21 protein-coding genes are annotated in these 23,581 nt (G+C 71.9%); 11 read left to right on the top strand and 10 right to left on the bottom strand.

Annotated features, from left to right (window positions below; all coding sequences use genetic code 11):
- Positions 1-39: 39 nt before the first annotated feature.
- Positions 40-579: a hypothetical protein gene (locus OG611_RS10155; RefSeq protein WP_266417804.1), complete on the bottom strand. Its 540-nt coding sequence runs from the start codon at positions 577-579 to the stop codon at positions 40-42.
- Between the two features lie 67 nt (positions 580-646).
- Positions 647-988 carry an SH3 domain-containing protein gene (locus OG611_RS10150; RefSeq protein ID WP_266417802.1) on the bottom strand — a complete coding sequence of 114 codons (342 nt, stop codon included), beginning with the start codon at positions 986-988 and terminating at the stop codon, positions 647-649.
- 132 nt (positions 989-1,120) lie between these two features.
- On the opposite strand from OG611_RS10150, the gene OG611_RS10145 reads away from it, so the two are divergent.
- On the top strand, positions 1,121-3,346 hold the full coding sequence (locus tag OG611_RS10145) for a PQQ-binding-like beta-propeller repeat protein (protein WP_266417800.1): 2,226 nt from the start codon (positions 1,121-1,123) through the stop codon (positions 3,344-3,346).
- 34 nt (positions 3,347-3,380) lie between these two features.
- Here OG611_RS10145 and ilvD read toward each other — a convergent pair whose 3' ends face one another.
- The 4 genes from ilvD to OG611_RS10125 all read right to left on the bottom strand — a co-directional run bounded on the left by ilvD (position 3,381) and on the right by OG611_RS10125 (position 8,154).
- Positions 3,381-5,231, bottom strand: a complete 1,851-nt coding sequence (ilvD, locus tag OG611_RS10140) for a dihydroxy-acid dehydratase (RefSeq protein ID WP_266417798.1) — start codon at positions 5,229-5,231, stop codon at positions 3,381-3,383.
- A 147-nt stretch (positions 5,232-5,378) separates the two neighbouring features.
- A complete protein-coding gene (locus tag OG611_RS10135; protein ID WP_266417796.1) occupies positions 5,379-6,041 on the bottom strand; it encodes a TetR family transcriptional regulator in 663 nt (220 codons plus the stop codon).
- Complete coding sequence (locus OG611_RS10130; protein WP_266417759.1) at positions 6,038-6,865, bottom strand: sugar phosphate isomerase/epimerase; 828 nt, start codon at positions 6,863-6,865, stop codon at positions 6,038-6,040. Before OG611_RS10130 ends, OG611_RS10135 begins: the two co-directional genes overlap by 4 nt.
- 341 nt (positions 6,866-7,206) lie before the next feature.
- A complete protein-coding gene (locus OG611_RS10125; protein WP_266417756.1) occupies positions 7,207-8,154 on the bottom strand; it encodes a Ppx/GppA phosphatase family protein in 948 nt (315 codons plus the stop codon).
- Between the two features lie 85 nt (positions 8,155-8,239).
- Here OG611_RS10125 and OG611_RS10120 point away from each other — a divergent pair, with 85 nt between their 5' ends.
- The gene (locus tag OG611_RS10120) at positions 8,240-9,091 is read left to right on the top strand and encodes a hypothetical protein (RefSeq protein ID WP_266417753.1); all 852 of its coding nucleotides are present in this window, start codon (positions 8,240-8,242) and stop codon (positions 9,089-9,091) included.
- A gap of 93 nt (positions 9,092-9,184) precedes the next feature.
- On the opposite strand, the gene OG611_RS10115 is transcribed toward OG611_RS10120, so the two are convergent.
- Complete coding sequence (locus OG611_RS10115) at positions 9,185-11,074, bottom strand: hypothetical protein (protein WP_266417750.1); 1,890 nt, start codon at positions 11,072-11,074, stop codon at positions 9,185-9,187.
- Positions 11,075-11,303: 229 nt separating this feature from the next.
- On the opposite strand from OG611_RS10115, the gene radA reads away from it, so the two are divergent.
- Positions 11,304-12,716 (top strand): DNA repair protein RadA, encoded by a 1,413-nt coding sequence (gene radA, locus OG611_RS10110; RefSeq protein ID WP_266417748.1) that lies wholly within the window; start codon positions 11,304-11,306, stop codon positions 12,714-12,716.
- Between the two features lie 80 nt (positions 12,717-12,796).
- On the top strand, positions 12,797-13,921 hold the full coding sequence (disA, locus tag OG611_RS10105; protein WP_266417745.1) for a DNA integrity scanning diadenylate cyclase DisA: 1,125 nt from the start codon (positions 12,797-12,799) through the stop codon (positions 13,919-13,921).
- Positions 13,922-14,049: 128 nt separating this feature from the next.
- Here the strand turns inward: disA and OG611_RS10100 are convergent, their stop codons facing one another.
- Positions 14,050-14,856: a hypothetical protein gene (locus OG611_RS10100; protein ID WP_266417742.1), complete on the bottom strand. Its 807-nt coding sequence runs from the start codon at positions 14,854-14,856 to the stop codon at positions 14,050-14,052.
- 172 nt (positions 14,857-15,028) lie between these two features.
- On the opposite strand from OG611_RS10100, the gene OG611_RS10095 reads away from it, so the two are divergent.
- From OG611_RS10095 to cseC, 6 genes are all read left to right on the top strand, one after another.
- Positions 15,029-15,676 carry a phosphatase PAP2 family protein gene (locus tag OG611_RS10095; RefSeq protein WP_266417739.1) on the top strand — a complete coding sequence of 216 codons (648 nt, stop codon included), beginning with the start codon at positions 15,029-15,031 and terminating at the stop codon, positions 15,674-15,676.
- A gap of 155 nt (positions 15,677-15,831) precedes the next feature.
- Positions 15,832-16,734, top strand: a complete 903-nt coding sequence (locus tag OG611_RS10090; RefSeq protein ID WP_266417737.1) for an A/G-specific adenine glycosylase — start codon at positions 15,832-15,834, stop codon at positions 16,732-16,734.
- 176 nt (positions 16,735-16,910) lie between these two features.
- On the top strand, positions 16,911-17,525 hold the full coding sequence (locus tag OG611_RS10085; protein ID WP_266417734.1) for a SigE family RNA polymerase sigma factor: 615 nt from the start codon (positions 16,911-16,913) through the stop codon (positions 17,523-17,525).
- Positions 17,526-17,605: 80 nt separating this feature from the next.
- Entirely contained in the window at positions 17,606-18,250 is a 645-nt protein-coding gene (locus tag OG611_RS10080; RefSeq protein ID WP_266425723.1) for a hypothetical protein, read from the top strand.
- An 11-nt stretch (positions 18,251-18,261) separates the two neighbouring features.
- Positions 18,262-18,966: a two-component system response regulator CseB gene (gene cseB / locus OG611_RS10075; protein WP_266417731.1), complete on the top strand. Its 705-nt coding sequence runs from the start codon at positions 18,262-18,264 to the stop codon at positions 18,964-18,966.
- Positions 18,963-20,345 (top strand): two-component system sensor histidine kinase CseC, encoded by a 1,383-nt coding sequence (gene cseC, locus OG611_RS10070; RefSeq protein WP_266417728.1) that lies wholly within the window; start codon positions 18,963-18,965, stop codon positions 20,343-20,345. Before cseB ends, cseC begins: the two co-directional genes overlap by 4 nt.
- A 90-nt stretch (positions 20,346-20,435) precedes the next feature.
- Here cseC and OG611_RS10065 read toward each other — a convergent pair whose 3' ends face one another.
- A complete protein-coding gene (locus OG611_RS10065) occupies positions 20,436-22,007 on the bottom strand; it encodes an MDR family MFS transporter (RefSeq protein WP_266417725.1) in 1,572 nt (523 codons plus the stop codon).
- A 128-nt stretch (positions 22,008-22,135) separates the two neighbouring features.
- Here OG611_RS10065 and OG611_RS10060 point away from each other — a divergent pair, with 128 nt between their 5' ends.
- Positions 22,136-22,744, top strand: a complete 609-nt coding sequence (locus OG611_RS10060; RefSeq protein WP_266417723.1) for a TetR/AcrR family transcriptional regulator — start codon at positions 22,136-22,138, stop codon at positions 22,742-22,744.
- A 44-nt stretch (positions 22,745-22,788) separates the two neighbouring features.
- On the opposite strand, the gene OG611_RS10055 is transcribed toward OG611_RS10060, so the two are convergent.
- The gene (locus OG611_RS10055; RefSeq protein WP_266417720.1) at positions 22,789-23,499 is read right to left on the bottom strand and encodes a M23 family metallopeptidase; all 711 of its coding nucleotides are present in this window, start codon (positions 23,497-23,499) and stop codon (positions 22,789-22,791) included.
- Positions 23,500-23,581 lie beyond the last annotated feature (82 nt).

Here is a 23,581-nt window from a genome sequence, read left to right as displayed (position 1 = left end):
TTTCGCCCCTGCACGCACATGGCCTCCGCCCGGGGCCACCTACTTGCGCTTGGGGCGCTTGCCCTTGCCGGTCCTGCGGGCCGCCGGGTTCCCGGTGCGGGCCGAGCGGCGCTTCTCGTAGCGGGCCAGGGCCGTCTCGTACTCCGTGCGGTGCAGTTGCTCGCCCGGCGCCTCCCGGAACGTACGGAGGAAGTACGCGATCAGCGAGCCGACGAAGCCGATCGTCTTGAGACCGCGCAGATTGGCCTCGCGCGCCGGGTCGGCGGGGCGGCGGCTGAACCCTTCCCAGGTCTTGCGGAAGGCGATGGCGCTGCAGATCGCGAACATCAGGACGACCAGAATGCCGACGAAGCCGCCGACATCGGCGATCTGCAGTCCCTGGTAGGCGAAGCGGAGCACGAAACAGGCGGCGACCGCGGCGGCCAGGGAGCCGACCGCGGCGCCGGCGCGGCGCAGCCCGTAGCCCCCGCTGTGGTCGACCCAGGTCGTACCGAAGAAGCGCAGGGGCTCGGGCTGCGGGCCGGGCGTGGTGGAGCCGGGCGTGGCGCCGGCGACGGGGGCTTCGCTGTTCTCGCTCACGAAGTCGATTATCCCCGGGCGGCCGGGGTCCCGGACGCGCCGGTCGCGATCCCGGCCGCCGTCCCGGTCAGTCGCAGCGCGGCGCGATGTAGCCGTCGCTGCCGGTGTGGACGTAGGCGTCCGCCACGAACTGGCCGTTGGCGATGTTGTCCCAGAGGTTCGAGGTGCCGTACGGGCCGGTGACCCGCTCCCCCGGCTTCTGGCAGTAGACCGGCACCTTCATCCCGTACGGGAGGGTCCTGACGATCCCGTACTTGGTGCCCGGTCCCGTGCGGACGTTGACGCGGTAGCCGGGCGCGATCGGATACCTGGTGACGTCGTCGTTCCCGGCGAGCGTCTCCACGTCCTCGGTGACGTCGGTGACGTCGGCTGCGGCGGTCGTGCCGCCGGTGTGCTCGTCCATGGCCATGAGGCCCTCCCCCGTCGAGAGATGGTGTGTACGACGTGTACGACGCGCAGGCTACAAGCCCCAACCGGATCGCACGCACCATCGACTAGGCTCCGTGCGTCGCGCTTGCGGACGAACACACGGGGGTGGGCGATGCCGCCGCTGCGAGGTACCGGAGCCAATCCGGAAGCGGAGCATCCGGAGTACGCCGGGCAGTACCGTCTTGAGGCACGTCTCGGCGCGGGCGGCATGGGAGTCGTGCACCTGGCACGCTCCGCCTCCGGGCTGCAACTGGCCGTCAAGGTGGTGCACCAGCAGTACGCGGCGGACCCCGAGTTCAGGGCACGTTTCCGGCAGGAGGTCGGGGCGGCCCGGCGGGTCAGCGGCGCCTTCACCGCATCCGTCGTCGACGCCGATCCGGATGCCGTACGGCCATGGATGGCCACCCTGTACGTGCCCGGTCCCACGCTCGCCGACCAGGTGAAGCGGAACGGGCCGATGGCCCCCGCCGAACTGCGCAGGCTGACGGCGGGACTCGCCGAGGCGCTGCGCGACATCCATCGGGCCGGGGTGATCCACCGCGACCTCAAGCCGAGCAATGTGCTGCTCTCCGACTCCGGGCCCAAGGTCATCGACTTCGGGATCTCCCGGCCGTACGACAGCGATCTGCGCACCGAGACGGGCAAGTTGATCGGCTCGCCGCCGTACATGGCGCCCGAGCAGTTCCAGCGACCGCGCGAAGTCGGGCCCGCCGCCGATGTGTTCGCCCTGGGGGCCGTGCTCGTCCACGCGGCGACCGGCCGGGGGCCCTTCGACTCGGACAGCCCGTACATCGTGGCCTACCAGGTGGTGCACGACGAGGCCGATCTGGCGGGGGTGCCGGCGGACCTGGCTCCGCTGATCGGGCAGTGCCTGACGAAGGACCCCGCCGGGCGGCCCACCCCGGACGAGATCATGACGACGCTGCGCCCGCCCTCGTACGACGCCACCGCGTTCATACCGTCGCAGCGGCGGCCGGTCACCGCCGCGGCCCCCGTCCCGGAGACCGGGGCGGACGCGGGGGCGGGGGCGGCGGCCGACGCGGACACGCATGTGGGCGCGGGCGCGGCGGCGCGGGGCAGGAGGGCGGCCGGGGACAGCGGCGGCAGGCGGCGGTGGCTGGCGGCCTCCGCGGCGCTGCTGGTCATGGGGGCCGGCGGGGTGTGGGCCGTCGGCGCGGGGTTCGACCTCGGCGGCTCGGGCGGGGCCGATGGGTCGGGCGGGACGAAGGGTTCGGCGGAGGCGTTCGCCCCGTGGCGGACGCCGTTGCGGACCGCCGGCAAGGCGACGCCGGTCTGTTCCCCGGTGGACGGCTCCGGGGAGTCCGGAAAGGAGGCGTCCGACCGGTCCGCGGCTCTGTACTGCGCGGCGGGCGGTGCCGGTGTCACTCGGTTGGACCCGGCGGACGGCCGGGTGCTGTGGTCCCGTCGCCCGGCGGGGGACAGCCCGTCGGTCGGCGTGGTGTCGGTCTCCGGCGGTCTGGTGCACACGGCGGTGCCGGGCGGGAAGCTCCGGGCGTACGACCCCGCCAAGGGCGAACAGGTCTGGGACGCGGACCTCTCCCCGTACCTGGGCACCCCCTTCGACGCGGGTGACACGCTACTGCTGGTCGCCGAGGACGGCACGACCGAGGCACTCGACTCCGCGACCGGTGTCTCCCTCTGGCGGCATCCGCTCGCCGGGCACCAGCGTCCGGACTACGCGCTGTACGACGACAGGACCGGGCTGGCCTACGCGTTCGAGCACTCGGCCTACGGGTCCACCACACTGGTCACGGCCGTCGACGCCACGACGGGGCACACCGGGTGGCAGCGCAGGCTGGACGGAATGCTGACCCCGGTGGGGACCTCGGACGGCGCGCTCGTCCTGACGGCCATGAACGGGGACGCCCAGACCGTCGGGCTCGTCCGCTACGAGCCGGGGACGCGGCGCGTCGTACGGATGGCACTGCCGTTGCGGATGAATGAACCGGAGGTCGTGCTGGGCGGGGACACCGCCTACCTGCTGGCGCACGGCGGGACGCTGGTCGCCGTCGACACCCGCCCGGCCGACGGCGGCAGAACGGTCCGCTGGCAGCTGGAGACCGCTGCCGGGCGGACGTCCGCGCCCGTCCTCGCCACCGGGAACCGGCTGTACTTCTCGACGGCGGACGGGCGGCTGCTGGCCGTGGACACCGAGCACGGGAAGCTGCTGGGGCAGACGGGCCCACGGCTGCGGAACGGCAGGCTCACGTACTCCTCGGCGCTGCCCGCACCCGTCGCCGCCGGCCGGACCGTCTTCGGGACCGCGCCCGACGGGTCCGTGTTCGCCGTGGACGGACAGGACCCCGCTCGCTGGTGAGCGCGAGCGGGGTCCTCGTCGGTCGGCTCGTCGTTCAGCCGAGCTTGGACACGTCGCGCACCGCGCCCCGGTCGGCGCTCGTCGCCATCGCCGCGTAGGCGCGCAGTGCCGCCGAGACCTTGCGCTCGCGGTTCTTCGGCGCGTAGACGCCGTTCAGCGCCTCGCGGCGGGTGGCCAGCTCGGCCTCGGGGACGAGGAGCTCGATCGAACGGTTCGGGATGTCGATCCTGATCCGGTCGCCGTCCTCGACCAGCGCGATCGTGCCGCCCGACGCGGCCTCCGGCGACGCGTGGCCGATGGACAGACCCGACGTGCCACCGGAGAAGCGGCCGTCGGTCACCAGGGCGCAGCTCTTGCCGAGGCCGCGACCCTTGAGGAAGGAGGTCGGGTAGAGCATCTCCTGCATGCCGGGGCCGCCGCGCGGGCCCTCGTAGCGGATGACGACGACGTCGCCGTCCTTGATCTCCTTGCGGAGGATCTTGTCGACGGCCTCCTCCTGCGACTCGCAGACGACCGCCGGGCCCTCGAAGGTCCAGATCGACTCGTCGACGCCCGCCGTCTTGACGACACAGCCGTCCACGGCGAGGTTCCCCTTGAGGACCGCGAGGCCGCCGTCCTTGGAGTACGCGTGCTCCACGTCGCGGATGCAGCCGCCGGCCGCGTCCAGGTCAAGGGTCTCCCAGCGCTCGGACTGCGAGAAGGCGGTCGCGGAACGGACGCAGCCGGGGGCCGCGTGCCACATCTCGACGGCCTCCGGCGACGGCGAGCCGCCGCGGATGTCCCAGTTCTTCAGCCACTCGGCGAGGGAGTCGGAGTGAACCGAGTGCACGTCCTCGTTGAGCAGGCCGCCTCGGTGCAGTTCGCCCAGGATGGCGGGGATGCCACCGGCCCGGTGCACGTCCTCCATGTAGTACGTGCCGCCGGGGGCGACGTTGGGCGCGACCTTCGACAGGCAGGGGACGCGGCGCGAGACCTCGTCCATGTCGCCGAGGTCGTAGTCGAGCTCCGCCTCCTGGGCGGCGGCCAGCAGGTGCAGGATCGTGTTGGTGGAGCCGCCCATCGAGATGTCGAGTGCCATGGCGTTCTCGAACGCGGCACGGGTGCCGATGGAGCGGGGCAGGACCGAGGCGTCGTCCTGCTCGTAGTAGCGCCTGGTGATCTCGACGACCGTGCGGCCGGCCTCCTCGTACAGCGCCTTGCGGGCGGTGTGCGTGGCGAGGACGGAGCCGTTGCCGGGGAGGGAGAGGCCGAGGACCTCGGTCAGGCAGTTCATCGAGTTGGCGGTGAACATGCCGGAACAGCTGCCGCAGGTGGGGCAGGCGTTCTCCTCGATGCGGAGGATGTCCTCGTCGGAGATGCTCTCGTCGACCGCGTCGCTGATGGCGTTGACCAGGTCGAGCTTGCGGACCGTGCCGTCGACGAGGGTGGCCTTGCCGGCCTCCATCGGACCGCCGGAGACGAAGACCGTCGGGATGTTGAGGCGCATCGCGGCCATCAGCATGCCGGGGGTGATCTTGTCGCAGTTGGAGATGCAGATCAGCGCGTCCGCGCAGTGCGCCTCGACCATGTACTCGACGGAGTCGGCGATCAGGTCGCGGGAGGGGAGGCTGTACAGCATCCCGGCGTGGCCCATCGCGATGCCGTCGTCGACGGCGATGGTGTTGAACTCGCGGGGCACGGCGCCCGCGGCCTTGATGGCATCGGAGACGATCCGGCCGACCGGGGCCAGGTGTGTGTGGCCGGGGACGAATTCGGTGAAGGAGTTGGCGACCGCGATGATCGGCTTGCCGATGTCCTCGCTCGCTACGCCCGAGGCCCGCATGAGGGCGCGGGCGCCCGCCATGTTGCGGCCGTGAGTGACAGTGCGGGACCTCAGCTGGGGCATCGTCTCTCGCTCCTTCGACGTTAAAGACTGTCTCCGAGCGTACGCCTCCGACTCCAAGATCTGGACACAGTGTCCGAAATGCGGGACGAAATGCTCGGTGGGTGGTCGGGGCGGCGGCGTGCGCGATTCCGTGGGGCTCGGGGATCCTCAGGCTTCCGTCAGGTAGCGCTGCAGGGTCGGTGCGACCATCTCGACGATCTTCTCGGGGTCCGCCGAGGCCAGCGGTTCCGCCCGGATCACATAGCGGAGCATCGCGATCCCGATCATGTGCGAAGCCGCCAGTTCCGCGCGGAACGTGGCGTCCGGTACGTCGAGTGCCTCCGCCACGCGTTCCAGGAGCCGGCGCAGGACGAAGCCCCGGAGGACCTTCGCCGCCGCCTCGTGCGTCAGCGCGGATCGCATGATCGCCAGCAGCGGGGCCCTGGACGCCGGGTTCTCCCACACGGAGATGAAGTAGCGGGCCAGCCGCTCCCCCAGGCCGTCCGTGCCGTTGCCGAGGACGGCCGGGAGCACCAGGGCCGGCTCGAAGGAGAGCTCGATCGCGGCCGCGAAGACCTCGTCCTTCGTACCGAAGTAATGGTGGACCAGGGCTGAGTCGACGCCCGCCGCCTTGGCGATGCCCCGGACCGACGTCTTGTCGTAGCCGCGCTCCGCGAATTCGGTGCGGGCCGCCTCCAGGATGCGGGTGCGCGCGTCGGGGCCGGTGGGGGCGGCGGTACGGGAGGGGCGGCCGCGGCGCTTGGGGGTGGGACCGCCGGTGGGGCCGGTGGGGTCCGAGTGGCCGCCGGGGCCCGTGGGGGCGCCGGTCATGGGCGCGGCGCGCGGATCGGGGACGACGCCAGGTGGAGCCGGGTGAAGGCCAGCGCCTCCGCCAGGTCGGCTTCGCGTTCGGCGGTGGACATGGCACGGCGGGTGTTGACCTCGATGACGACATGGCCGTCGAAGCCGGTGCGGGCCAGGTGCTCCAGGAGTTCGGCACAGGGCTGGTCGCCCCGGCCGGGCACCAGGTGCTCGTCCTTGTTGGAGCCCTTGCCGTCGGCGAGGTGGATGTGGGCGAGCCGGTCACCCATCCGCTCGACCATCGCCATGCCGTCGGTGCGGGCCGTCGCGGTGTGCGAGAGGTCCACGGTGAAGTGGCGGTAGTCGTCGTTGGTGACGTCCCAGTCGGGGGCGTACGCGAGCATCTCGCGGTCCCGGTAGCGCCAGGGGTACATGTTCTCGACGGCGAACCGCACATCGGTCTCGTCGGCCATGCGCCAGATCCCGGTGACGAAGTCGCGCGCGTAATTGCGCTGCCAACGGAACGGCGGATGGACGACCACGGTCGTCGCCCCGAGCTTCTCCGCCGCGGCGCGGGCCCGCTGGAGCTTCACCCAGGGATCGGTGGACCAGACGCGCTGCGTGATCAGCAGACAGGGCGCGTGGACGGCGAGGATCGGCACCTGGTGGTAGTCCGAGAGCCGTCGCAGCGCCTCGATGTCCTGGCTGACGGGGTCCGTCCACACCATGACCTCGACGCCGTCGTAACCGAGGCGCGCGGCGATCTCGAAGGCCGTCGCCGTCGACTCCGGGTAGACGGAAGCCGTCGACAGGGCGACCTTCGCATCCGGGATGCGCACCACTGGTTCTGCCACTGGGACAGCGTACGGGCAGTGGTACGCCGCGCCGAGGGGTCCCGGCGGAAAGTGAGCAGGGCCATGGCGGACTTCCGGCCACTCGGCGGCACTCGGCCCGGCGCACTCAGAGCCTGTCGGGTGACCTTCGATCGGAGAGCGGACGCGGCATGGTGCGTGCGATTCCAAGGCGCCGGGATGGCCTCGGATGGGGCCTCCCCCACTCGAACGAAGTTGAGAGTTCAGGGAAGGGACTACTAGGATATTTCGGCAACGCCGGAGGGGGTCCCCCTGGCCCTTAAGGCCTTGGGGGAGTGCGTGCCCTGCCGCGTCCGCCCGATCAGAGGTCACCCGACAGGCTCTCAGCCCAGCGCGGCCCGCTCCGCCGGCAGGTGGTCCAGGCGGCGCAGGATGACGCCCTCGCGCAGCGCCCAGGGGCAGATCTCCAGCTCCTCGACCCCGAACAGATCCATCGCTCCCTCCGCGACCAGCGCCCCGGCGAGCAGCTGCGCGGCCCGGCCCTCGGAGACGCCGGGCAGATCGCCCCGCTGCTCGACGGTCATCGCCGCCAGCTTCGGCACCCACTCCTCCAGCGCCTTGCGGGTGAGGCCGCGCTGCACGTACAGGCCGTCGGCGGAGCGCGCGGCACCCGCGATCCTGGCGAGCTGCCTGAAGGTCTTGGACGTGGCCACGACATGGTCGGGGCGCCCGAGGCGGGTGAACTCCCCGACACTGCGGGCGATCCTGGCCCGGACATGGCGGCGCAGCGCCTTCACCTCCGCCGGGTCCGGCGGATCGCCCGGCAGCCACCCTGCGGTGAGCCGGCCGGCCCCGAGCGGCAGCGACACCGCGGCATCCGGCTCCTCGTCCATGCCGTACGCGATCTCCAGCGAACCGCCCCCGATGTCCAGGACCAGCAGCCGTCCCGCCGACCAGCCGAACCAGCGGCGCGCGGCGAGGAAGGTGAGCCGGGCCTCCTCGGCACCGCTGAGGACGGCGAGGTCGATGCCCGTCTCGTCGCGCACCCGGGCCAGCACCTGGTCGGCGTTGCTCGCCTCCCGTACGGCGGACGTGGCGAACGGCAGGACGTCCTCGCACCCCTTGTCCTCGGCGGCCTGGAGCGCGTCGGTGATCGTCGCCACGAGCCGGTCCACACCGTCGGGGCCGATCGCCCCGTCCTCGTCGAGGAGTTCGGCCAGGCGGAGCTCCGCCTTGTGCGAATGCGCGGGCAGCGGGCGCGCGCCGGGGTGCGCGTCCACCACCAGCAGATGCACCGTGTTCGAACCGACGTCGAGGACTCCGAGTCTCATACCCGGAACGCTACCGGGACCGCGGCCCCGGGCCGACCAGTGATCGGAACCGCGGACTCGGGGCCGGCCGCCTTACTCTTGGCTCGTGCCAAAGACGAAAAAGGCGAAGCCGGGCAAAAACACGAAGAAGCAGGGAACGAAGCAGGAAATGCGGCAGCAGGAAGCGAACGGACCGAACCGGTCCGAGGACGAGACGGGGATCGACTTCGCGCGCGCCTGGGTGGAGTTCCCGGACCCCGCGGACGAGGAGCAGATCTTCCGCTGCGACCTGACCTGGCTGACCTCCAGGTGGACCTGCATCTTCGGCAGCGGCTGCCAGGGCATCCAGGCGGGCCGTGCGGACGACGGGTGCTGCACGCTGGGCGCGCACTTCTCGGACGAGGACGACGAGAAGCGGGTGGCGAGCCATGTCGAACGGCTGACCCCCGATCTGTGGCAGTTCCACGACGTCGGCACCGGGACCGGCTGGGTCGAGGTCGACGACGACGGGGAGCGCCAGACGCGGCGCTGGAAGGGTTCGTGCATCTTCCAGAACCGGCCCGGCTTCGCGGCGGGCGCGGGCTGCTCCCTGCACATCCTGGCGCTGCGGGAGGGCAAGGAGCCCCTGGAGACCAAGCCGGACGTCTGCTGGCAGCTGCCGGTCCGGCGCACGTACGACTGGATCGACCGGCCCGACGACACGCGGGTGCTCCAGGTGTCGATCGGCGAGTACGACCGCAGGGGCTGGGGCCCCGGCGGTCACGATCTGCACTGGTGGTGCACCTCGGCGACCTCGGCGCACGGGGCCGGGGAGCCGGTGTACGTCTCGTACCGGCCCGAGCTCACCGAGATGATGGGCAAGGAGGCGTACGAGCGGCTCGTCGAACTGTGCGAGGAACGGCTGTCCTCGCTGCTGCCGATGGCACCGCACCCGGCGGATCCGGTCGATCCGGCGTGACGACCGGGGCGCCCGGGGCGTGAATCCCGGGCGGGGCGGCCGGGGCATGACGGCCGGGCTCGGCGGCCGGGCGCGAGCCCCGGACGGCCCGGTTCAGCCCGTCGTGCCCTGCCCCGGGTCGGTGGGCGTCGTGGAGTCGGACGGGTCCGGGGACGGCGACGGGTGATCGGTCGGGTCCGGGTCCGTCGGTGACGGTGTGGGGTCGCTCGGGTCGGGTGTCGGGTCGGTGGACGGTGTGGGACCCGGCGAGGACGTGGGCGGACCGGGGGTGGCGGAGGGTTCGGCCGGGTGCCCCGGGCCGCCGGGCGAGGACGGCGTCGCCCCGTGCCCCCGGATCACCACCACCGAGCCCGACGGGGCGAGGACGATGCGCGCGCTCCACGGGCCGCCCGGTTCCCGCCAGTGGTCCACGAGGACGCGGACCGTGATGCTCTCGCCCGCGGCGAGCGTGCCCGAGGAGCGGCTCAGCCGGACCCAGGACACGTCCGCGCGGGCCGACCAGGCGACGGGCGCGCCGCCCGACGCGGTCAGCCGGATCACGGTGGTGCCGCCGGACGAGCGGGCCTCGACGGTGAGCCCGCCGACGCCGTCCCGGCCCGGACCCGAGCTGATCACCTCCGCCGAGACGTCCGGGGCGCGGCCGTCCTCGAAGCGGGCGCCGGGCTCGGGCCGGGCATTGCCCGCGTTCTCGTAATGGCCGTCCGCGGTGCCGTCGGGTCCGTGCCGGGCATCGGTCTCGGTGGCGGTGACCGACGAGCCCTCGTGGCCCTCGCCGGTCTGCGGGGCGCCGCGGTAGGCGGTCCACAGCGCGATCACCGGGGCGGCGACGACCGTGGCCACCACCGTCGTCGTCACGACCCTGGCCCGCAGCCGGTCCCGGCGCGCGGCGTGGTCCTTCGGGTCCATGGGGAAGCCCGCCCGGTCGAAGCGTGGGCCGCCGGAGCGGTTGCGCTGGGCGTGGACCATCGCGACGTACGCCGAGGGCCGGGGCGCCTCGACGACCGGCAGCGCGGCGGCCGGGGTGACCGCGGCGCCGGGCCACGGGCCCTCGGCCCCGGCCCGTTCGGCGGCCCTGCGGCAACGGGGGCAGTCGTCGACGTGGCGGACGAGTTCGCGGCGCAGGGCGGCGGAGAGCAGGACGCGGGGTTCGCCGGTGAGCCGGGCGACGATGGGGCAGTTGCCGGTCTCGACGACGGCGAGAGCGGCGCGGGTGCGTTCCACCTCGCAGGCCGCGGCGGCCAGGAGCTCACGGGCGGCCGCCGGGTCGAGGCCCAGGACGGAGGCGACGGCGCGCGGGGCGAGGCGGTGGCGGACCGCGAGTTCGAGTGCTTCGCGCTGCTCGGGGGTGGTGCCCGCGGCCTCGGGCCAGGCCAGCTGGGCGAGCTCACGGCGGTGCGCCTCGGCGGCGGCCTCGGTTTCGGGGGCGCGGGCGGGGCCGACGGGGGCGCCGCCCGGCGTGAACCCGGCGGTGGCGGAGGTCTTCGCCGCGACGGCGGGGGGCGTACGGCGTCCCGCGCGCGCCCCCTGGGTGGCCGTTCCGCCCGGCTGCTTGCCCGGAGGCCCGCCCGCCCGCCTCGTCTCCTGCTTCGACGGCTTCGACGGCGCCGTCTGCTTCGAGGAGAGTCGCCCCGGCTGCTTCCCGGCCTTGTGCCGGTGCGCCTGACGACCCTGTTTCTGCTCGGTGAGCTTGCGCAGACACATCCATCTGGCCAGCGCGTACAGCCAGGATTTACGTTCCTCCTCGCCCGCCGGGCACCGGCCGCCCTGCCGTTCCGCGATCGCGAGCACACCGCCGAGCGCCTCGGTGGCGGCGTCGTGGTCGCAGAGCACGGAGAGGCAGTAGGTGAACAGGCCGTCGAGATGCGGTTCGTAACGGGCGGGTGGCCGACGCGGCGAAGAGGGCGTCGAGAGGCGGGGCGCACTACGCCCCGCCCCGTGTGCGCCGGTGGTGTGCGTGGGGGGCTCCAGACCGCTGCTCGTCACCTTGCGACCGTAGGCAGCACAGGGCACACCTTTAGCTCCCCTTCAGCACTTTTAACCCTTACGGGTGAACGTATCCCTCAAAAGGGGACAGGGATTTCCGATTCCACTGGAAACGCCCCGGCGCTCGCCCGGAAACTCCCCGGCCTCCGGAGGGCGCGCACCCGCCGTCGGGCGCCGCCGCCGGACCGCGCCGGGCGGCACTGTCGTACCCCACCTATACGGTTGCGCCATGGCTGCCCGTACGAAAACCGCGAAGGACCGGCCGTCCTACCGCTGCACCGAATGCGGCTGGACGACCGCCAAGTGGCTCGGCCGCTGCCCCGAATGCCAGGCGTGGGGGACGGTCGAGGAGTTCGGCGGCGCCCCCGCCGTGCGGACCACCGCGGCCGGCCGGGTCAGTACCGCCGCGCTCCCCATCGGCCAGGTCGACAGCCGGCAGGCCACCGCCCGGTCGACCGGCGTCGGCGAGCTGGACCGGGTGCTCGGCGGCGGTCTCGTCCCGGGCGCCGTGGTGCTCCTCGCGGGCGAGCCGGGCGTCGGCAAGTCGACGCTGCTGCTGGACGTCGCCGCCAAGGCGGCGAGCGAGGACCACCGCACGCTCTACGTCACCGCCGAGGAGTCCGCGAGCCAGGTGCGGCTGCGCGCCGACCGGATCCGGGCGATCGACGACCATCTGTACCTCGCCGCCGAGACCGACCTGTCCGCGGTCCTCGGCCATCTGGACGCGGTCAAGCCCTCGCTCCTCGTCCTCGACTCCGTGCAGACCGTCGCCTCGCCCGAGATCGACGGGGCGCCGGGCGGCATGGCGCAGGTCCGGGAGGTCGCCGGTGCCCTCATCCGGGCCTCCAAGGAGCGCGGCATGTCGACGCTCCTGGTCGGCCATGTCACCAAGGACGGGGCGATCGCGGGGCCCCGGCTGCTGGAGCACCTCGTCGACGTGGTGCTGTCCTTCGAGGGCGACCGCCATGCCCGCCTGCGGCTCGTACGGGGCGTCAAGAACAGGTACGGCGCGACCGACGAGGTCGGCTGCTTCGAGCTGCACGACGAGGGCATCACCGGCCTCGCCGACCCCTCCGGCCTGTTCCTCACCCGGCGCGACGAGCCCGTGCCCGGCACCTGCCTGACCGTCACCCTGGAAGGCAAGCGTCCGCTCGTCGCCGAAGTGCAGGCGCTGACGGTCGATTCCCAGATCCCTTCGCCCCGGCGCACCACCTCGGGCCTGGAGACGTCCCGGGTGTCGATGATGCTCGCGGTCCTGGAGCAGCGCGGCCGGATCAGCTCGCTGGGCAAGCGGGACATCTACAGCGCGACGGTCGGCGGTGTGAAGCTCTCCGAGCCCGCCGCGGACCTCGCCGTCGCACTGGCCCTGGCCAGTGCCGCGAGCGACACCCCGCTGCCCAAGAACCTGGTGGCGATCGGCGAAGTGGGCCTCGCGGGCGAGGTCAGAAGGGTCACGGGGGTCCAGCGCAGGCTGGCCGAGGCGCACCGCCTGGGCTTCACGCACGCGCTGGTTCCGACCGACCCGGGGAAGGTCCCGACCGGTATGAAGGTCACAGAAGTCGCCACCATGGGCGATGCGCTGAGCGTCCTCCCGCGCCGGTCTCGTGCACAGGCCCCCCAGGAGGAGAGCGCACGCCGGTAGACTTTGCCCTGGTCTCGCCCGTCCGTACGAACGGTACGAGGGACGTAAGGGCACCGCAAACCTGTGACCGGAGGAGTGCAGTGGCAGCCAACGACCGGGCAGCATCGCCCGGAAAGTCCGGCCAAGGCACCGGTAATGAGGCGCTGATGCGCGCCTCGCTGAGCGCCGTGGCGCCCGGAATGGCGCTGCGGGACGGCCTGGAGCGCATCCTCCGTGGCAACACCGGCGGGCTGATCGTGCTCGGCATGGACAGGACCGTCGAGTCGATGTGCACCGGCGGATTCGTGCTGGACGTGGAGTTCACCGCGACGCGCCTGCGCGAGCTGGCCAAGCTCGACGGCGCGCTGATCCTCGACAAGGACATGACCAAGATCCTGCGCGCCGGCGTGCAGCTGGTGCCGGACGCCTCCATCCCCACCGAGGAGACCGGCACCCGCCACCGCACGGCGGACCGGGTCTCCAAGCAGTGCAACTTCCCGGTCGTCTCGGTCTCGCAGTCGATGCGCCTGATCGCGCTCTACGTGGACGGGGAGCGCCGGGTCCTGGAGGAGTCCGCCGCGATCCTCTCCCGCGCCAATCAGGCCCTCGCCACCCTGGAGCGGTACAAGCTCCGGCTCGACGAGGTCGCGGGCACGCTCTCCGCGCTGGAGATCGAGGACCTGGTGACGGTCCGGGATGTCACGGCCGTCGCACAGCGGCTGGAGATGGTCCGCCGGATCGCGACCGAGATCGCGGAGTACGTGGTCGAGCTGGGCACCGACGGCCGGCTTCTCTCCCTCCAGCTCGACGAGTTGATCGCGGGGGTCGAGCCGGAGCGCGAGCTGGTCGTGCGCGACTATGTGCCGGAGCCGACCGCGAAGCGGTCCCGTACGGTCGCCGAGGCGCTGACCGAGCTCGACGCGCTCTCCCACACCGAGCTGCTCGAACTCGCGGTCGTGGCACGGGCCCTGGGCTACAGCGGCTCGCCCGAGACGCTGGACTCGGCGGTCTCGCCGCGCGGCTTCCGGCTGCTGGCGAAGGTGCCGCGGCTGCCCGGGGCGATCATCGACCGGCTGGTGGAGCACTTCGGCGGTCTGCAGAAGCTGCTCGCCGCCAGCGTGGACGACCTCCAGACAGTGGACGGCGTCGGCGAGGCGCGGGCGCGCAGCGTGCGCGAGGGCCTGTCACGGCTGGCCGAGTCGTCGATCCTCGAACGGTACGTGTAGAGCCGATACGCGCAGAGCCGATACGCGCCGCGGCGCGCAGGACGATCGGGGCCCGGGAGACCGGGCCCCGCCGTTTCTCCGGGACTGCCCCGCCACGGCGCTCGCGCGCTCGGTCCTACGCGGGGACGTCAGTCCTTCGCGAGGACGAACGAGGCGCGCTGCACCGGCTCGCCCGGCGCCTTCGCCTCGACCAGATACGTACCGGGCCCCGCCGTCCCCGCGGGCGGCGTCGCGCACTGCGGGGAGCTCTTCCTGCGGTCCCACTCCACGGTGTGGACGACGGTCTCGCCCGCCGGAACCTTCAGCAGCAGCACGCTCGCGTCGCGCGGGCAGTCCTTGGAGGACCACACCTGGCTGTCGTCGCCGCCGGCCTCGGTGATGGTGAGCACCGCGCTCTTCGGTCCGAGGTCGGCCTTGCAGGTGGTGGCCGAGGTGTTCTTGACGACCAGCTTGAACTTCGGCTTCTCGCCGGGGCTGTAGTTGAGCTCGGTGCTCAGGCTCAACCGCAGTGCCCCGGCAGTGCAGTTGGGGAGCGGGGAGGAGGCCGGGACCTGCTGGCCGACCGTACCGCCGCCGCTCGCGCCGCCGACTCCGGTGTCCGTCCCGCCACCGGCGTCCGTACCACCGTCGCCCGTGGCGTCGCCCGAGCCCGCGCCCGTACCGCCGCCGCCGTCACCGCCCGAGTCGCCCGACTCGTCGCGTCCGCCGGGCTGTCGGGTGATGGCCGGGCCCGATCCTCCGGGGCCCGGCGTGATCTCGTGTGCGGGGCCCGACCCGGCAGGCCGGGAGTCGTCCTTGCTCTCCTTGTCCCCGCCCGAGGTGACGACCCATACGATCAGCAGCGCGAGCAGCGCAACGAGCGTCGCCGCTACGGCCCTCCGTCGCCAGTAGATGGTGGAGGGAAGCGGACCGATCGGATTACGCAAAGATCCCACGGCTCAAACTGTACGAGAGATCGGCACCAACTCCCGCCCCACCCGCCGCCCTGGGTCTCAAGTTTTACGGATCATCATCACGGGCAGCCCGTTCCGGCCCCGTACCGCCGCCGAGTTGGCCTCCGGGCATCGCCCGGATGAACTCCCGGTTTCATTGACTACCCTCTGTCACATGGATAGTTCAGTTACGGCCCCGCTCTACCGGGACATCACCGACTTCGCACATGACATGCCGTCATGGGTGCAGCATCTGGCCGAGATATGGACGGAGCTCGGGCTCCTGGTCTTCGGTGTCCTGTTCATCACCGGGTGGTGGCGTGCCCGGAACCAGGGCGACGGCGCCCTGGCGCTGGCGGTGCTCGCGCCCGTCGCGACGGCCTTCGGCTATGTGGCCAGCGAGGTGCTCAAGTCGGTGGTGGACGAGGAGCGCCCGTGCAGATCGGTGGTCGGCGCCGCGGCGTCGCTGGTGACCTGCCCGCCGACCGGCGACTGGTCGTTCCCCAGCAACCACTCCGCGATCGCCGGTGCGGCGGCGGTCGCCCTGGCGATCGCCCGGCCCCGGCTGGCCTGGCTCACGGTGCCGATGGCTCTGCTGATGGCCTTCTCCCGGGTCTTCGTCGGAGTGCACTATCCGCATGACGTGGCGGTCGGACTGCTGCTGGGCGCCGTGGTCTCGGCCCTGGTGGTCGCCGTGCTGCGCCGCCCGGCACAGTCGCTCGCCCGGACGGTACGGAGCAGCCGGGCGCCGGTGGCGGCCTGGGCGTCGGGGCCGGGCGAGGCCCCGGCCGGCCGCTCCCGGCATCGGGCCAAGCGGCGCTGACGGCTCCGGCCGGACCCGGCCGGGCCCGCTTGGGCCGGTTGCCGGACCGCCGGGGCGCGGACGGGTGGCATTATCACCCCAAGGGCCCTCAGGAGGAGCAACACCACCGTACGCGGAACCGTCGTCCGCCCTTCCGTGCCAGGATCGGCGGTGCGATGACTGCCATGACTGCGACACAGACGCCCCCCACGTCCCTCCACTCCCCCGTGATCGGGTGGTTCGACCAGCACGCCCGCGATCTGCCCTGGCGCCGCCCCGAAGCGGGCGCCTGGGGCGTGATGGTGAGCGAGTTCATGCTGCAGCAGACCCCCGTGAACCGGGTCCTCCCGGTGTACGAGCAGTGGCTCGCCCGCTGGCCCCGTCCCGCCGACCTGGCCGCCGAACCGCCCGGCGAGGCGGTCCGCGCCTGGGGCCGGCTCGGCTATCCCCGCCGGGCGCTCCGCCTGCACGGAGCCGCGCAGGCCATAACGGAGCGGCACGGCGGCGACGTACCGAGCGAGCACGGTCAGCTGCTCGCCCTGCCCGGGATCGGCGAGTACACCGCGGCGGCCGTGGCCTCGTTCGCGTACGGGCAGCGGCATGCCGTGCTCGACACGAACGTCCGCCGAGTGTTCGCACGGGCCGCGACCGGGATCCAGTACCCGCCGAACGCGACCACCGCCGCCGAGCGCAAGCTCGCCCGAGCGCTGCTCCCCGAGGAGGACGAGCGGGCCGCTCGCTGGGCCGCCGCGACGATGGAGCTCGGGGCCCTCGTCTGCACCGCGAAGAACGAGGACTGCACCCGGTGCCCGATCGCCGGGCAGTGCGCCTGGCGGCTGGCCGGGAAGCCCGCCCACCAGGGGCCCCCGCGGCGTGGTCAGACCTACGCCGGCACCGACCGGCAGGTCCGCGGACGGCTGCTCGCCGTCTTGCGCGAGGCCATGACGCCGGTGCCGCAGTCGGCGCTGGACGCGGTGTGGGACGAGCCGGTGCAACGTGCCCGCGCGTTGGACGGCCTGGTCGCCGACGGCCTGGTCGAACCGCTGGCCGGCGGGCAGTACCGGCTGCCGCTGAGCTGAGCTCCTCGCCTGCTCCGCTCCCCCGCTGTTACACAACCGATGGACAGCCGTGCGTCGGCGTATGGCTGCTCCGCACAACCCCGTGACAACAGCTCCGTACCGTCTTCGACGTCAGCCCGACCGATCGATGGCTGACGGCGGTACTACGGGGATCCACGGGGACGGAGGCGGTTGGAATGGCGCATGGCGAGGTGCTCGAATTCGAAGAGTACGTACGCACTCGGCAGGACGCGCTGCTGCGCAGCGCGCGGCGGCTGGTCCCGGACCCCGTGGACGCACAGGACCTGCTCCAGACCGCGCTGGTCCGTACGTACGGCCGCTGGGACGGCATCGCCGACAAGTCCCTGGCCGACGCCTATCTGCGCCGCGTCATGATCAACACCCGTACCGAGTGGTGGCGGGCCCGCAAGCTGGACGAGGTCCCCACCGAGCAGCTTCCCGACGCGAGCGTCGAGGACGGCACCGAGCAGCGCGCCGACCGCGCCCTGCTGATGGATGTGCTGGGCGTACTGGCTCCCAAGCAGCGCAGCGTCGTCGTGCTGCGACACTGGGAGCAGATGAGTACGGAGGAGACGGCTGCGGCGCTCGGCATGTCTGCCGGTACGGTGAAGAGCACGCTGCACCGTGCGCTGGCACGGCTGCGCCAGGAGCTGGAGAGCCGTGAGGCGGCGAGCAGGGAGGCCCGGATCCGCGAGGAGCGGGGTCCGGCGGCCGACCACGCTCCGGTACCTGCGCGGGCGCAAGTGGGCAGGCGTACGGACGAACGGGGGCGGGAGCGTTGCGCGGCCTGACAGCCAGCGCCGACGGGGACGACCGTGGCGGTGAAAGAGACGACGGTGGCCGCGCGGCCACCGTCGGACGTGGCCGGGTACTGACCGGCTGGGCGGCGAGCGCCACGACCCTGGTCGGGCTCGCCGCCTTCGGGCTGCTCACCGTCGGCTGCTCGACCGGCGGTACCGGCACCCGGGACGAGGGCCCGGCCGGCACCCAGCCCGTCGCCCAGGTCACCCCCAGCGACGAGCCGTCCTCCTCCGCGAAACCCTCCTCGCGGATCGATCCCGTGGCCCTGCTCAAGCACGACCCGAAGGTCAGCGAGCGGGTCAGAACGGATCTGAGGCCCTGCACCGGCTCCGAGTACCCGGTGGACACCTCGTACGGCACCATGACCGGCGGTCCCTCGGCCGATGTCGTGGTGAACGTGATGACCTGCGGCGATTCGGTGGGCGTCGGCACCTATGTGTACCGCCCGCGGAACAATGGCGGGTACGAGAACGTGTTCGCCATCGAGCAGCCCGCGGTCTACGGCACCATCGACCGCGGTGATCTGGTGGTGACGACCCAGGTGTACGAGAAGAAGGACTCGGTCGCGTACCCCTCCGGCGAGGAAGTGATCACCTACCGCTGGGCGGGTAGCCGCTTCAACGAGCACGACCGGGTGCACAACGACTTCAACCGAGCCGTCGGCAGCGGCGGGGCGGTCCTTCCTGCTCCGGACGCCGAGCCGCCGGGGAACTGAGAGCATTTCCGATGGCCGAGACCCACGTCCTGTTCGTCGAGGACGACGACGTCATCCGCGAGGCCACCCAGCTGGCGCTGGAGCGCGCCGGTTTCGTGGTCACCGCCATGCCCGACGGCATGTCGGGCCTCGACGCCTTCCGGGCCGACCGTCCCGACATCGCCCTGCTGGACGTGATGGTGCCGGGGCTCGACGGGGTCAGTCTCTGCCGTCGCATCCGCGACGAGTCGACGGTGCCCGTGATCATGCTGTCCGCCCGCGCGGACTCGATCGATGTGGTGCTCGGCCTGGAGGCCGGCGCGGACGACTACGTCACCAAGCCCTTCGACGGGGCGGTCCTGGTCGCCCGGATCCGTGCCGTGCTGCGCCGTTTCGGCCATGCCTCGGGCGGGCAGCCGGGCAGCGGGGAGCCGGAGCCGCAGCCCGTCGGCGGGGTGCTGGTCTTCGGCGATCTGGAAGTCGACACCGAGGGCATGGCGGTCCACCGGAGCGGCGAACAGGTGGCGCTGACCCCGACCGAGATGCGGCTGCTGCTGGAGTTCTCCGCGGCGCCCGGCACGGTGCTCTCCCGCGACAAGCTCCTGGAGCGGGTCTGGGACTACGGATGGGGCGGTGACACCCGGGTCGTGGATGTCCATGTGCAGCGGCTGCGCACCAAGATCGGCCAGGACCGGATCGAGACGGTCCGCGGCTTCGGCTACAAACTCAGGCCATGAAGCGGCCGACCCTGCGGACGGGAGTCCGCTGGAAGATCAGCATCGCGATCGCCGCGGTCGGCGCGCTGACCGCGGTCGCGCTCAGCTTCGTCGTCCACAACGCGGCCCGGGTCTCGATGCTGGAGAACGCCCGCGAGGTCCAGCTGGAGCGGCTGACGTACGCGCAGTTGCTGTACGAGGCGACGAAGACGAAGAAGGCCGACCCCCGGTTCGGCGCCAAGCTCAACGACCCGACCATGCCGCGCAGCCTGCGCGCGGAGACCGCCAGGAACCGGCGCGCCACCCATGTCGAGGAGTCCGCCAAGGGGGTACCCGACGTGTGGGCGGCGGTGCCGGTCGGCAACGGCGACGTGCTCTCGCTGCACACCCGGTTCGCGGGCCGCAGCTCCACGATCATGCGCGATCTCGACCGGGCGCTGATCATCGGCTCGGTCTCGGTGGTGTTCGGCGGCTGTGCGCTGGGTGTGCTGATCGGCGGGCAGCTGTCGCGCCGGCTGCGCAAGGCGGCGGCCGCGGCGGGCAGGGTCGCGCAGGGCAATACGGATGAACGGGTCAGGGAGGCCGTCGGCGGTGTCGTCCAGGACGAGACCGATGAGCTGGCCGGTGCGGTGGACGCGCTGACGGACGCGTTGAACGCGCGGATCGAGGCGGAGCGCCGGGTCACCGCGGACATCGCTCACGAGCTGCGTACGCCGGTGACCGGTCTGCTGACGGCGGCCGAGCTGTTGCCGCCCGGCCGCCCCACCGAGCTGGTACGGGACCGGGCGCAGGCGATGCGCACGCTCGTCGAGGACGTGCTGGAGGTGGCCCGGCTGGACAGCGCGTCGGAGCGGGCCGAGCTCCAGGAGGTCGCGCTGGGCGAGTTCGTCAGCCGACGGGTCGCGCTGCTGGACCCGGACGTGCGGGTGCGGGTCGTGCACGAGTCCTGGGTCAGCACCGATCCGCGCCGGCTGGAGCGCATCCTCGGCAATCTGCTGGGCAACGCCGCCAAGCACGGCGCCACTCCGGTGGAGGTCACGGTCGAGGGCCGGGTGGTCCGGATCCGCGATCACGGTTCCGGGTTCCCGGCGGCGCTGCTGCGCGAGGGGCCGAGCCGGTTCCGTACCGGAAGCAGCGACCGGGCCGGGCACGGGCACGGTCTCGGGCTGACGATCGCGGCCGGTCAGGCGCGGGTCCTCGGGGCCCGGCTGACCTTCCGCAACGCGGCGCCGGAAGGGGCGGCGCAGGGCACGGGCGGGGCCATCGCCGTGCTGTGGCTGCCCGAGCACGCGCCGACGAACACCGGCAGCTTCCCGATGCTCCAGGTGTCCGAGCAGCGGGGCCCGGACGGCGACGAGGCGCAGAGCGCGAAGTCGGGCCGCGGGCGGTCCGGCGGCTGAGCCGGATACGGCGGCGGGCTCCGGGAGCCGGATACGACGGGAGGCTCCCGGGGCGCGCGCCCCGGGAGCCTCCTCGTACACCACGCAGGGTCAGACGGCCTCGGCCTGCTTGGTGACCGGGCCCGCTCCGCGCAGCGGTACCTCCTTGACGAAGACCGAGGCGATCAGGGCGATCAGGCCGACCGAGGCGCCCACGAGGAACGCGATGTGCGTGCCGGAGGACACCGCGAACTGGTAGGCCTCACGCGCCGCCGCCGGCAGCTTCGCCAGGCTCGCCGCGTCCAGCTGCGCGGACTTCGCGGTGGCCGCCCCGCCGCCGCGGGCCATCATCTCGTCCTGCACCCGCCCGGTGAACAGCGCGCCCATGATCGCGACGCCGAAGGAGCTGCCGAGCGTACGGAAGAGGGTCGTCGCCGAGGAGGCGACGCCCATGTCCTTCATCTCCACGCTGTTCTGCGCGACGAGCATCGTGATCTGCATCAGGAAGCCCATGCCCGCGCCGAGCACCGCCATGTAGACGCCGGAGGTGAACCGCGTGGTATCGACGTCCATCCGGGAGAGCAGGAAGAGACCGGTCACCATCAGCGCGGAGCCCACCACGGGGAAGATCTTGTACTTGCCGGTGCTGGTGGTGACCCGTCCGGCGATCAGCGAGACGACCATCATCGCCAGCAGCATCGGCAGGAGCAGCAGACCCGAGTTGGTCGCCGAGGCGCCCTGGACGGACTGCTGGTACAGCGGCAGGAAGAGCACCGCACCGAACATCACGAAGCCCGCCATGAAGCCGACGACGGACATCAGGGTGAAGTTGCGGTTGCGGAAGATGTGCAACGGAATGATCGGTTCTGCCGCCTTCGTCTCGACGAAGAGGAAGCCGACGAGCGAGGCGACACCGATCGCGATGAGCTCCATGATCACGGCGGAGTTCCAGTCGTACTCCGTACCGCCCCAGGTGGTCACCAGCACGATCGAGGTGATGCCGAGGGTCAGCAGCCCGGCGCCGAGATAGTCGACCTTGGCCTGGGCCGCCTTCCGCTTCGGCAGGTGCAGCACGATGGTGACCATGGCGAGGGCGACCGCGCCCAGCGGCAGGTTTATGTAGAAGCTCCAGCGCCAGCCGAGGTGGTCGGTGATGGTGCCGCCGACCAGCGGTCCGCCGATCATGGCGATGGCCATGACACCGGCCATCATGCCCTGGTACTTACCGCGCTCACGGGGCGGGACGAGGTCGCCGATGATCGCCATGACGCCGACCATCAGGCCGCCCGCGCCGAGCCCCTGGACCGCCCGGAAGCCGATCAGCTGGCCCATGTCCTGGGCCATACCGCTCAGCACCGAGCCGATCAGGAAGATCACGATGGACGTGAGGAAGATGCCCTTGCGCCCGTACATGTCGCCGAGCTTGCCCCAGATGGGGGTGGAGGCGGCGGTGGCCAGGGTGTACGCGGTGACGACCCAGGACAGGTGCTCCAGGCCGCCGAGGTCACCGACGATGGTCGGCATGGCCGTGCCGACGATCAGGTTGTCCAGCATGGCGAGCAGCATCGTGATCATCAGGGCGAGCATCACCACCCGGACGCTGCGCTGCCGCGTCTCGGGTTTCCCGGCCGGGCGGTCGACGACTGCTGCCGTCCCGCCCGCCGCCTTCTTCAGATCGGACATCGATCCCCACTCCCCTGTGATCCCCTGTGCGGGCCAGACACTTACCTGCCGCCCGGCTAGTAACTACACTGGGGAAAGTAGACCCCCAACTAGCCGGGCGTCAAGTAAGTTTTTTTAGGGAGAGCTTCATGGGGAGCACGCCGCACCAGCGCCGTGGCAACACGCGCCAGCGCATTCAGGACGTCGCCCTGGAGCTCTTCGCCGAACAGGGCTACGAGAAGACCTCGCTCCGCGAGATCTCCGAGCGGCTGGACGTCACCAAGGCCGCGCTGTACTACCACTTCAAGACCAAGGAAGACATCCTGGTCAGCATCTTCGAGGACCTCAACCGTCCGGTCGAGGAGCTGCTCGCCTGGGGCAAGGAACAGCCGCGCACCCTGGAGACGAAGAAGGAGATCCTCAGCCGCTACAGCGAGGCCCTGATCGGCGCCGCCCCGCTGTTCCGCTTCATGCAGGAGAACCAGGCGGCCGTACGGGACCTGAGCATCGGGGTGACCATCAAGGAACGCGTCGTCGCCCTGTTCGACCTGATCCAGGAACCCGGCGCGTCACTGACCGACCAGGTGCGCTGCTCCACCGCGCTCTTCGCGACGCACGCGGGCATGTTCGCCCTCAAGAACCTCGAAGGCGACCCCGAGGAGAAGCGCAAGGCCGTCCTCGAAGTCGCCTTCGAACTGGTCACCCGGGCACACGGCCAGGAGTCCGCGGAGCAACGCGGGCAGAGGTCCGCGGAGTAACGCGGGCAGAGGTCCGCGGAGTAACGCGGGCAGGGGCGTCCGGATCAGACGCGCACGCCCTCCTTGTGCAGGAAGCTGACCGGGTTGACCGCGGAGCCGTAGTCGGCGGTGTGCCGGATCTCGAAGTGCAGGTGCGGGCCGCTGGAGTTGCCGGTGTTGCCGGAGAGCGCGATCTTTTCGCCCGTCTTCACGGTCTCGCCGACGCGCACTTCGATCTTCGACAGGTGGGCGTACTGCGAGTACGTGCCGTTGGCGTGCTTGATCACGACGGCGTTGCCGTACGCGGGTCCGTCGCCGCCGCCGTTGGGGCCGGCCTTCACGACGGTGCCGGTGTGCGCGGCCTCGACCTTGGTGCCGATCGGCACGGCGAAGTCCTGGCCGGAGTGCTTGTGCGCCCAGCGGCTGCCGTCGTTGCCGAAGCTCGCGCTCAGCTCGTAGCGGCTCACCGGGGCCTCCCAGCCGTGGGCCTTCTTCAGGGCGGCCTTCTTCTCCGCGGCCGCCTTCTTGACCGCCGCCGCCTTCTTGGCCGCGGCCTTCTCGGCGACCTTGCCCTGCACGACCGCCTGCTCGGCGACCGATTCGGCCGCGCCGGTGTTGATCAGGTTCACGGAATCCGGGGCGCCCGCCGAGCCGGCCGCGAACGCAGCGCCCGCACCGAGAACCATCGACGTCCCCAGGCCGGCTGCCACGACGGCGCCACGAACACGGGACAGGGACGGGCGGCGGGAGTGCTGGAACGAAACGCGCTTCGACATAAGCGGAGAACCTCCGGAGATGACTGGACCCGGCGCTCCGGCCGGGCTGGCCATTCCTTGGTAACCCGCACCCCGGCCATTG

Origin of the sequence: Streptomyces sp. NBC_01363, from assembly GCF_026340595.1 — a bacterium.
GTDB lineage: Bacteria > Actinomycetota > Actinomycetes > Streptomycetales > Streptomycetaceae > Streptomyces.
The sequence above is the reverse complement of the archived record's forward strand: the minus strand, read 5'-3'. Positions and strand labels throughout refer to the sequence as shown.